The sequence below is a fragment of the Chloroflexota bacterium genome, from assembly GCA_016235055.1.
Classification (GTDB): domain Bacteria; phylum Chloroflexota; class Anaerolineae; order JACRMK01; family JACRMK01; genus JACRMK01.
Map to the genome: position 1 here is coordinate 1 of JACRMK010000072.1, position 8402 is coordinate 8402.

At 67.1% G+C, this 8402-nt stretch carries 7 protein-coding genes and 1 riboswitch; of the genes, 2 read left to right on the plus strand and 5 right to left on the minus strand.

Features of this window, described 5'->3' with window-relative positions; genetic code table 11:
* Positions 1 to 194 precede the first annotated feature (194 nt).
* From HZB53_18180 to HZB53_18195, 4 genes are all read right to left on the minus strand, one after another.
* Positions 195 to 1610, minus strand: a complete 1416-nt coding sequence (locus HZB53_18180) for an amidase (protein MBI5879582.1) — start codon at positions 1608 to 1610, stop codon at positions 195 to 197.
* A 411-nt stretch (positions 1611 to 2021) separates the two neighbouring features.
* Positions 2022 to 2816, minus strand: a complete 795-nt coding sequence (locus tag HZB53_18185; GenBank protein MBI5879583.1) for an ABC transporter permease — start codon at positions 2814 to 2816, stop codon at positions 2022 to 2024.
* Between the two features lie 17 nt (positions 2817 to 2833).
* The gene (locus HZB53_18190; GenBank protein MBI5879584.1) at positions 2834 to 3769 is read right to left on the minus strand and encodes an ABC transporter permease; all 936 of its coding nucleotides are present in this window, start codon (positions 3767 to 3769) and stop codon (positions 2834 to 2836) included.
* A gap of 22 nt (positions 3770 to 3791) precedes the next feature.
* Entirely contained in the window at positions 3792 to 5330 is a 1539-nt protein-coding gene (locus HZB53_18195; GenBank protein MBI5879585.1) for an ABC transporter substrate-binding protein, read from the minus strand.
* Between the two features lie 105 nt (positions 5331 to 5435).
* Positions 5436 to 5554: riboswitch (FMN riboswitch) on the minus strand.
* Between the two features lie 99 nt (positions 5555 to 5653).
* Between HZB53_18195 and HZB53_18200 the strand changes: the two genes are divergently transcribed.
* On the plus strand, positions 5654 to 6574 hold the full coding sequence (locus tag HZB53_18200) for a prenyltransferase (protein MBI5879586.1): 921 nt from the start codon (positions 5654 to 5656) through the stop codon (positions 6572 to 6574).
* Positions 6575 to 6628: 54 nt separating this feature from the next.
* Here the strand turns inward: HZB53_18200 and HZB53_18205 are convergent, their stop codons facing one another.
* Positions 6629 to 6829, minus strand: a complete 201-nt coding sequence (locus HZB53_18205; GenBank protein MBI5879587.1) for a hypothetical protein — start codon at positions 6827 to 6829, stop codon at positions 6629 to 6631.
* 175 nt (positions 6830 to 7004) lie between these two features.
* Here HZB53_18205 and HZB53_18210 point away from each other — a divergent pair, with 175 nt between their 5' ends.
* Positions 7005 to 8180, plus strand: a complete 1176-nt coding sequence (locus HZB53_18210; protein MBI5879588.1) for a hypothetical protein — start codon at positions 7005 to 7007, stop codon at positions 8178 to 8180.
* The last annotated feature ends 222 nt before the right edge of the window (positions 8181 to 8402 follow it).

Below are 8402 nucleotides of genomic sequence, written 5' to 3' on the forward strand. Positions count from 1 at the left end.
GGGGCGAACCTGTGTGTTCGCCCTCACCGATTGGCCTGATCCGGGCCGACACGCCGGTCGGCCCCTACGTATGCGCGGTGTCGGGGCGAACCTGCGTGTTCGCCCTCACCGATTGGCCTGATCCGGGCCGACACGCCGGTCGGCCCCTACGTATGCGCGGTGTCGGGGCGAACCTGTGTGTTCGCCCTGTGTGTTTATGCAGGCGGCCGCTTCGCGCCCCACGGCATCGCCGCCTCGAACGCCGCGGCGGCGCGCAGCACGAGCGCGTCGCCGAAGCGCGGCCCGACGATCTGCAGGCCGAGCGGCAGTCCGTCCGGCGCGAAGCCGCACGGCACCGTCGCGGCCGGCTGGCCGGTCAGGTTGAACGGGAAGGTGAACGGCGTCCAGCCCGACCACGAAACAGCCTGGCCGTCTTTCGCGGGAGGCGGCGCCGGCGGCGCGTCGACCGCGAACGCCGGGATCGGCATGCTGGGCGTCAGCAGCAGGTCGTACTTCTCGAAGAACTGCCGCACGGTGTTCCAGTGCGCTGCGCGCTTGGCCAGCGCGCCGGCGTAGTCGGCGGCCGTCAGCCCTTCCACCTGCCGCACCATCTCCACGAGCCCCGGATCCATGCGCTCAGCCCATTGCGGCAGGTAGCTGCGCAGGTAGTTGCCAAGCCCGCCGACCCAGATCGTTCCGAAGAACTCCTGCGGGTCGCCGAAACCGGGATCGGCCGCCTCAAGCCGGCAGCCGAGCTGTTCCGCGAAGACCCGGGCGGCGGCCTCGGCGGCGCGGGCCGCGGCCGGATCAACGGTGGCATAGCCGAGGTTGGCGCTCCACGCCACGCGCAGTCCCTTGATGCCGCCTTCACACGCCGCGAGATAGTCAGTGTTGTCGGCAGGCAGCGAGCCGAGGTCGCGCTCGTCGGGCCCGGCCATCGCGTCCAGCATCAGGGCGGCATCGCGCACCGACCAGGCCATCGGGCCGACGTGCGATAGGATGGCGACCGCGCTGGGCGGGTACGCCGCGATACGCCCGAACGACGGCTTCAGTCCGAAGATGCCGCAGAACGCGGCCGGGATGCGGATCGAGCCGCCGCCGTCGGTACCGATCGCCAGCGGCCCCATACCGGCCGCGACCGAGGCGGCCGCGCCGCCCGACGAGCCGCCCGGCGTGCGCGCCAGGTTCCACGGGTTGCGGCTCATGCCGGTTACCGGCGAGTCGGTCATGCCTTTCCAGCCGAACTCCGGCGTCGTCGTCTTGCCGAGCATAATCGCGCCCGCCGCCTTCAGCTTCGCCACGGATGGCGCGTCTTCGGTCGGCACGTCGTGCTCGTAGATCGCCGAGCCGCGCATGGTGCGCACGCCCTTCGTGATGACCAGGTCCTTGACCGACACCGGCACGCCGTGCAGAAGGCCGAGCTTGTCGCCACGCATGACGGCCGCTTCGGCCTCGCGCGCCTCGCGTCGCGCGCTCTCCTCGGTGAGGGTGCAGTAGGCGTTCAGCTTTGGGTTCAGCGCATGGATGCGTGCGTACAGCGCATCGACAATGTCAACGGGCGAAAGCTTCTTCGCGCGGATGGCGGCTGCCATGTCGACGGCGGGCATGAAGCACAAATCTTGGGGCGTCATGGGGTTCTCCTGACTGGCTGAGGGTTCCGTTCCAGTCGCATCTTACCAATTCCCGCCGACGATTGCAATTGTCGATACTGCGTTCCGTCGCTGATGCACCCTGTCACGGTCGAGCACAGATTCGAGGGCCTTCGCGCGTGAAACACCTGCAAAGCACGTCGCCTTGCGTCCGCGCTCAGGATGACAATGCTGATGGATCGGCTGGTCTGTGATCCGCTGTGACAGAATGGCGCACAGATTCGAGAGCCTTCGCGCGTGAAACACCTGCAAAGCACGTCGCCTTGCGTCCGCGCTCAGGATGACAATGCTGATGGACGGGTCAATCGTAATCTACTGTGTCACCTCGTCAGCGTGTCGCCTTGTCATCTTGTCATCTTGTCATCCTGTCATCCCGTCATTCTGTCCTGCTCCTCACTCCGCGTCTCCGAGCAGGACCAGGCCCAGCGTCAACAGCGCCAGCGCACCGCCGGGCGCGACGGCCAGCCACCACGCCGTATCGATGGTCTCGCGCCCTTCGGCGATCAGCGCGCCCCACGACGGCGCGGGCGGCGGCACGCCGAGCCCGAGGAATCCGAGCGCGGCCTCGAACACAATGATGTTCGTCGCCAGCACAGTCGCCAGCACGGCGATGGTGCCCGCCAGGTTCGGCAGCAGATGCCGGAACAGGATGCGCGCGTCGCGCGCGCCGCACGCCCGCGCAGCCAGCACGAACTCGCTCTCCCGCAGGCTCAATGTCTGCGCGCGTATCACGCGGAAGAACGTGATCCACGATGTGAGGCCGAGCACGAGCACGAGAATGGCCGGAGTGCTGCCGAGCACGGCCACGACGGCGACGGCCAGAATCAGGTAGGGGATCGCCTGCTGGATGTCGGCCCAGCGCGCGATGAACGTTCCCGCCAGTCCGCCGCGATAGCCCGCCAGCAGGCCGAGCGCCACGCCGATCATGGTTGCCAGCACGGTCGAGGCGGCGGTGATGGCGAGCGACGTGCGCATGCCGTATAGCAGGCGGCTCCAGAGGTCGCGCCCGAGCGCGTCGCTGCCGAGCGGGAAGTTCGAATGCGGATCGGCCAATGCGGGCGGTCGCAGTCGCAGGGCAAGCTCCTGCGCCAGCGGGTCGCGCCCGGCCAGCAGCGGTGCGGCCAGTGCGACCAGCACAAACGCCAGCACGAGCGCGAACCCGGCGAGGCGTGCCGGGGTGGTGCGCATACGGTCGGGCGCGCGCATCATGGCCGTCGCACGCGCGGGTCGATCCACACGTACACCACGTCGAGCGCCATGTTGACCGCGACGACGAACGACGCCGAGACGAACACAAACGCCTGGATCAGCGGCACGTCGCGCGCGCTGATCGACTGCAGTGCGAGGCGGCCCAGGCCGGGCAGCGCGAAGACCGCCTCGGCGATCAGCGCGCCGCCGAGCAGGTTGCCGAGCTGCAGCGCGAGCACCGTCACGACCGGCAGGGCGGCGTTGCGCAGCGCATGTTCCCGCAGCACGCGCGCCGGGGGCAGCCCCTTGGCATGTGCGGTGCGGATGTAATCCTGCGCCAGCACCTCGCGCAACCGTGAACGCAGCAGGCGGCCGGTTGTCGCGGCGGGCAGCAGCGCGATCGTCAGCGCGGGCAGGACCAGTCCGCGCGCGTCGTCGATACCCGACGGCGGCAGCCAGCGCAGTGCGACGGCGAAGACGAGGATGGCGAGCGTAGCGAACCAGAAGTTCGGCGTGGCTTGCGCCAGCACGAAGGCCGCCTGCGCCAGACGGTCGGGCCAGCGGCCCGGCCATGCGGCGGCGGCGATGCCAAGCGGCAGCGCCAGCGCCAGCGCGACGCCGAGCCCCAGCCCGGCCAGCGCAAACGTCAGCGGCAGACGCGCCAGCACCAGCGGCATCGCCGGCTCGCGATAGCGCAGCGACTCGCCGAAGTCGCCCGTCAGCGCGCGCGACAGGAAGCGCGCATACTGCACCGGCAGCGGCTGGTCGAAGCCGGCCGCGCGCCGGAACGCCTCCACGTCCGCCGGGTCGGTGCCCTGCGGCAGCAGTGCCGCCGCAGGGTCGCCGCCCAGATAGGACAGCGCGAAGACGATCAACGACACACCGAGGACGACGAGCAGTCCCTGTGCGACGCGTCCGGCGAGATAACCCATGGCAGGAAGCGCGGCGAACATATCGATGCCCGCCGCGCTGATCTTATTGAACCGTCGTGCCGGTCGCGGCCAGATACGAGCGCGGGTGCGGCTTCCACCCGGCCACGCGCTTGCTCAGTGCGTACAGGTTCTGCGTGTTCCACAGGTACAGCGCGAGCGGGTCGTCGTGCAGCACCTGGCTCAACTGCGCGTAGGTCTGCGCGCGTTGCGCCGGATCGAGTGTGCCGACGCCTTCGGTGATCAACCGGTCGGCATCGGCGTTCTTGTAGCGCGTCAGCGCGCCGCCGGACTTTGCGAAGAAGTTGAGCGCGCTGGCCGGGTCGAACATACCGCTCCAGCGTGCCGCGATCATCGGCGAGGTCTGCTTCTTGTCCCAGTTGCCGTTGAACGTCGCCAGGTCGAGCCGGCGGATCGTCGCGCGAATATTCAGCTTGGCCAGTTCGCCGGCGACCGCTTCCGTGGTCGACGCCTTGTCGCTGGCCGAGGCGTCGATCACGACATCGAAGCCGCCGGCGTATCCGACATCGGACAGCAGTTGCTTCGCCTTCGCCGGATCATACGGGTACGGCTTGACGTTGGCGTCGTAGCCGAGCGTCAGTGCGCCAATCGGGCTGGCGATACGCCGCCCATAGCCCTGCAGGACGTTGGCAATGATGCTGTCCACGTCCACGCCGTAGTTGATCGCCTGTCGCACGCGCTTATCGGCCAGCGGCGTGCCCGGCGCGTCGGCGACGAGGAACACGAACGCTTCCTGCGGCGCGTCCTGGCTGGCGATGGCGAAACCGGCATCTTGCAGCGGCTTGACCTGGTCGGGCTGCACGTCCTGCATGATGTCGATCGTGCCCGCTCTCAGCGCGGCCGCGCGCGCCGGCGCGTCGGGGATCGGGCGGAACACAACCGTCTGCACGAGCGCCTTGCCCTTGAACGACCCGGCCCAGTAATCCGTGTTCGCTTCCAGCGTGATGTGATCGTCCTTGACCCACTCGCCAAATTTGAACGGGCCGGTGCCGACTGGTTTCTGCGCGAACCCGGCGTCGCCGGCCTGTTTCACATACCCCGGCGGCACGATCGCGAGCTGCGCCGCGAGGTTGTCGATGATCGCCGCGTCGGTCTTGCTCAGGATGAACTGCACCGTCTGCGGGTTGAGCACTTTGACGTCTTTGATCGCGGCAAAGTTGGCGCGGAACGGGCTTTTGAGCGCCTCGCTCTGCATGCGCTCGACGGAGAACTGCACCGCCGCGGCGTCGAACGCCTCGCCGTTGTGGAACTTCACGCCGCCGCGCAGCTTGAACTCCAGCGTGGTGTTGTCCACGACCTTCCACGACTCCGCAAGCCCCGGCGACAGCTTGCCATCGAAATCGCGCTCGATCAGGTGATCGAACAGCATCTTGCTGACCGATTCGCCCGCCACCTGGCTGACCAGGTGCGGGTCCATGCTCTGCGCGTCCACCGACAAGCCGATGACCAGCTTGCCGCGCGGCCCGGCCGGTGCGGCCGGTGTGGCTGCGGGCGTAGTCGACGCGCCACACGCCGCGAGCAGTGCTACGATAAATAGACCGGCGCAAATCTTCAGGTTCTGCATTGGTTCCCTCCAACCCAAGGTTCACATAAAACACAAATGCCCCGCGCGGTGTCGGGGCAAGCACAGGCGCGCACCGGCGCACGCCTTGTGGCGCGGCCCGTGCGCGAGAACTTTCTTTCATCCGGACTGTACCGTCGGCCTCGGAGTTTCACCGAATCGTGCGCCGCGAGGCGCTCGTGGGCTGTACCACCGGTCGGGATTTGCACCCCGCCCCGAAAGTTCACTCGTATGTGATTGATCGCAAGTATAACCGCGAAGCTAGCGACTAGCAACTAGCGACTAGTTGCTAGTTGCTAGTCGCTAGTTGCTAGTATAATCCGCGCATGATCGCGCGTCTGTTGGCATGGATCTGGCTGGGGCGGCCGCACTTCCTGTTCGGCGGCGTTGTCCTGCACGCGCTGGGCGCCGCGCTGGCCGTCTATGCGGGCGGCGGCATTGACTGGCGTCTCTATGCGGCCGGGCAGGTTGCGATCACCGCGATCCAGTGGATGACCCACTATGCCAACGAGTATTTCGACCTCGCCGCCGATGCCGCCAACCACACGCCGACGCACTGGTCGGGCGGCAGCCGCGTCCTGCCCACCGGAAAACTGCCGCCATACGCTGCGCTCGTGACGGCGGTGGTGCTGGCTGCCATCGCGATGGCGGCGGCGCTGGTCATTGCGTTTGGGTTGCGGGCTGGGCCGCTGACTTTGCCGCTACTCGGGCTGGCGCTGGCCTGCGCGTGGTTCTACAGCGCGCCGCCGCTGCGGCTCTCTGCGCGCGGGCTGGGCGAGGCGTCCGTGGCGCTGCTGGTGCCAGGGCTGACACCGCTGGTTGGCTTCTACCTGCAGGCGGGCTATATCTGGCTGCCGCTGGTTGCGTTCGTCGCGCCGCTCTGCTGCCTGCAGTTCGCCATGTCGCTGGCGATCAACTTTCCCGACGCGCAGGGCGACCGCGCGACCGGCAAGCGGACGCTCGTCCTGCGCATCGGCGGTTTGAACGCCGCGCGGCTGTACATCGCGGCGATTATCGCGGCGTATGCGCTGCTGCTCTGGCTGGGTTGGCGCGGCTGGCCGGCGCCGGCGCTGCTGTCGGCGCCGCTCGGCGCGTGGCTTTGCTGGCGCATGGCGCGCGGCGACTGGGCGCGCCCCGCATGCTGGAATGGCCTGGCATTCTGGAGCATCGGCCTGCTGGTCGGCTCGCTGTCGGTGCAGACGCTCGCGGTGATCTACCTACGCTATCGGATCTGGGGTGCGGCATAAACGCAAAGACGCCAGCATGACTGGCGTCCAAGGCGTTGTGCGCGGGGCGCGGTCTTACTGCAGTTCTTCCTCGGCCGGCTGGCGGTCGCGCGCCATGATGAAGCCGAGCACGCACAGGATCAGGCCGCCGATGAAGATCATCAACCGTTCGCCGACGCCGAAGTCAACACCCAGGCTGAGCAAGGCCAGAATCGACAGGATGATGAGAAACAACCCGACGAGGAACAGCAGCAACCCCATGATTTTGGTGATCATAAATAGTGGCCCTCCCGGCCGGGCGCGGAATGGTTAAGCATGAATCGCTCCTGCGGCCCCATTTTACCACAATCCCCGGTATGACCGGCGTGCCGATTTAGCTATGCGTCGAAGCTATGGCAGTATTAGAGCGTTACCAAACAGATGTGTTAATGCAGTCCAGGGAGGATCCCACATGAAGTCTATCCGTATCACCACCATGTTACTAGGGGTGCTGGTCCTGGCGTTGCTGGCCAGCGCCTGCGGACCGTTTGCAGGCTCGGCCGGCTCGCCGACACCGGCGCCGGCGGCCCCGGCCGTAACCACTGCGCCAGGCGGCAATACCGGCGGCACATCGGGCGGCGCGGGAGGGGCGGCCACGGCCGTGCCGACCGCTGCGCCCCAAGTCACGCCGGGTACCGCGGCCACGGCCGGGGCCGAGACGCGCGAGGTCAAGAACGTCAACAGCGGGCTGGAGAAGCTCAAATCGTATCGCGTGCGATTCGTCTACGCTTACGACGGCAAGGATAAGAGCGGCCAGCCGCAAAAAGGCACGGCGAACTTCCTTCAGGAAATCATCAACGCGACGAAAGACGAGCACATGAAGCTCGATCAGGTCGGCAATGCGTTCGGCAACGATGATTCCAAGGCGACGCCTGCCCCCGCCGGGACGGTGTTCGAGATGTACCGCGTGAGCAACAACACGTTCCTGATCAACGGCGGCAAATGCCAGTTCCTGACGAGCGGCGATTCGACCAGCGTCACGCGCGGTTTGTTCACGGCCGATCAACTCATCGGCTCCAACAAAGCGACGCTGATCCGGCGCGGTGAATCGGTCAACGGCGTGACGGCCGACCACTATGCGATTACCGAAGCCGCCCTGGGCACGGCACTCGACGGCATGAAGCTGGACAAAGGCGAGGTGTGGATTTCGCCCGACGCCTATGTGGTAAAGATCGTTGCTCAACTCAGCGGCACCAACTCGAAAGGCTCGACCGGCACGGGCAACTTCAACTACGACGTGGACAATGTGAACACCCAGGGCGCGCTTGTCGCGCCGAAGGACTGCGTGGCGCCGACGCAGGCGACCGACATTCCATTCCCGGCGAACATCACGGACAAGCGTGTCACGGAAGCCGGCGGCCAGACGGTCACGACGTTCAAAAGCCCGGACACCGTCAAGGTCGTGGCCGATTTCTACCGCAACGGCATGCCCGGCCAGGGTTGGAAACTGGACAAGGATGATTCCAGTAACCCCGTCGCGACCTCGCTGCAGTTCAGCAAGGACGGCGGCAAGCGCATCGTGAGCGTCAACATCATCAATGCGGGCGGCGGCACGAGCGCGATCATCTCCGACAAGAAGTCGCCGTAGTTGCGCAGCAATTCTCATTTTGGAGTCGGCTGCCAATATGCCCCCTCATCCCCTGCCCCTTCTCCCCCGCGCGCGCGGGGGAGAAGGGGAAAAGCTAACGGGGAGGTGCGCGGCGGCGCCGCCGCCGCGCACCTCCCCTAAGAATCTCGCCCCCTCCCAACGATGTTGGGAGGGGGTCGGGGGGAGGGCAGCGCCACTTTTTCGGCGGGCCAGCTTGCGTGA

Excerpts from the sequence above, each read along its gene's own strand:
- HZB53_18190 (MBI5879584.1), bottom strand. The coding sequence starts at position 3,769 with ATGTTCGCCGCGCTTCCTGCCATGGGTTATCTCGCCGGACGCGTCGCA.
- HZB53_18210 (MBI5879588.1), top strand. The coding sequence starts at position 7,005 with ATGAAGTCTATCCGTATCACCACCATGTTACTAGGGGTGCTGGTCCTG.
- HZB53_18180 (MBI5879582.1), bottom strand. The coding sequence starts at position 1,610 with ATGACGCCCCAAGATTTGTGCTTCATGCCCGCCGTCGACATGGCAGCC.
- HZB53_18185 (MBI5879583.1), bottom strand. The coding sequence starts at position 2,816 with ATGCGCACCACCCCGGCACGCCTCGCCGGGTTCGCGCTCGTGCTGGCG.
- HZB53_18205 (MBI5879587.1), bottom strand. The coding sequence starts at position 6,829 with ATGATCACCAAAATCATGGGGTTGCTGCTGTTCCTCGTCGGGTTGTTT.
- HZB53_18195 (MBI5879585.1), bottom strand. The coding sequence starts at position 5,330 with ATGCAGAACCTGAAGATTTGCGCCGGTCTATTTATCGTAGCACTGCTC.
- HZB53_18200 (MBI5879586.1), top strand. The coding sequence starts at position 5,654 with ATGATCGCGCGTCTGTTGGCATGGATCTGGCTGGGGCGGCCGCACTTC.